Source organism: Halomonas sp. AOP27-A1-41, assembly GCF_052378605.1.
Taxonomy (GTDB): Bacteria; Pseudomonadota; Gammaproteobacteria; order Pseudomonadales; family Halomonadaceae; genus Vreelandella; species Vreelandella citrativorans.
This window is the reverse complement of record NZ_JBQSXT010000055.1, coordinates 1-1,569: the sequence shown is the minus strand read 5'-3', so window position 1 is coordinate 1,569 and position 1,569 is coordinate 1. Positions and strand designations below refer to the sequence as shown.

Genomic DNA, 1,569 nt, shown 5'->3' with positions numbered 1-1,569 from the left:
CACTAGCCCGGATTTCTCACAGGGTATAAAAGAAAGCGGCTGAAAGTGCTATGATTTCAAGAACCTAACCAATCCATCAAGCACCAACAGCCGCTTCCAAAATGGTACCTGAAAAGCTGACCTTCTCGCCACTCTCTCGCCGCCAAATTGAAGCCGACTTCTCCGGGGGCCACATTACGTCGGACGCCGGATTACTCCTGCTTCGTGAAGTCGATAAACAGCATCGCCTAACACGCCGCTTGGCCGCCGTGCTTCATGATCCCCGCTCACCGGAACAGGTTCGTCATAAGCTCGACACGTTGGTTCGTCAGCGGGTGTTCGGTGTCGCCGCTGGCTATGAAGATTTCAACGACCATGAGGCCCTGCGCTATGATCAGGCCCTTCAGACAGCGCTCGGTGAAGAGGATACGCTGGCAGGCAAGTCGACGCTGTGCCGGGTGGAGCAGAACGCCGATCGGCAAGCAATAGTGAAGGCCCATGAGTTGCTGTGGCATCACTTCATTGAACAGCATGACGAACCACCCAAGGAGATCGTGCTGGACTTTGATGGCACCGACATCCCCGTGCATGGCGAGCAACCCGGCAAGTTCTTTAACCGTTATTACGATCACCACTGCTACTTCCCACTGTATGTCTTCTGTGGGCGCCACTTACTGGTGAGCTATCTGCGCACCAGTGACCGCAGCGACAGCCGCCATAGCTGGGCGATCCTCGCCTTACTGGTACGCTTTATCCGTCAATACTGGCCCGATACGCGCATCGTGTTACGAGGTGATAGCCACTTTTGTCGTCCCCGGATGCTGAACTGGTGTGATCGGCATCACGTCGACTACATCGTGGGAATCGCAAAGAACAGCCGGCTGCTCAAGGAAGTGGACGTCCCCATGATGCTGGTGCGCAAGACCCAATGGCAGGTGGGAGGGAAAGTAGCGGGGACGTTCCGCTTCCAGTATCAAGCCCGCTCCTGGAAATACCCACGCTGGGTGGTGGCCCGCCTAGAAGAAGGTGAGTTAGGCTCTAATCCCCGGTTTATCATCAGCTCTCGTTACGATGACGGCTTCAAGCTTTACTACGAGCAGTACTGTGCCCGGGGTGACATGGAGAACCGGATCAAGGATCAACAACTGAGCCTGTTTGCTGACCGGACCTCCAGCACGCACTGGTGGGCCAATCAGTGGCGGCTGATCTTGTCGGGCTTCGCTTATACGCTGTTCGAGCGGTTACGGACTTACCTGAAGCACACGCCCTTCGCGCGCATGAGTCCAAGCAACCTGAGGCTCAAGCTCATCAAAGTAGGCGCGGTCATCCTCCGCAATACGCGCCGCATCCGGGTGTTGATGAGTGACAGCTACCCCTATAAAACGGCGCTATCCGATCTGGTCAGGCGGTTGGTGCCGAACTGACTGCTCGGGCGCCCCCGGCCCGACGCAATGGGGGAAAGGGGGAAGTGTGTCTGAAGGACGGAAAGTGGTTAAAAAGTAGCCGATGTAAGTCGAGCCAGTAGGTGTTTAGCGGTGTTACAGCCTGAGTGCGGTACTGGCTGAGGTACTATGAGAAATCCAGGCTAGG

General features: G+C 56.3%; 1 protein-coding gene. It reads left to right on the top strand.

Annotation, left to right across the window (positions count from 1 at the left end; all coding sequences use genetic code 11):
* Nucleotides 1-101: 101 nt before the first annotated feature.
* On the top strand, nucleotides 102-1,403 hold the full coding sequence (locus ACT3TC_RS17055) for an IS1380 family transposase (protein WP_179917458.1): 1,302 nt from the start codon (nucleotides 102-104) through the stop codon (nucleotides 1,401-1,403).
* Nucleotides 1,404-1,569 lie beyond the last annotated feature (166 nt).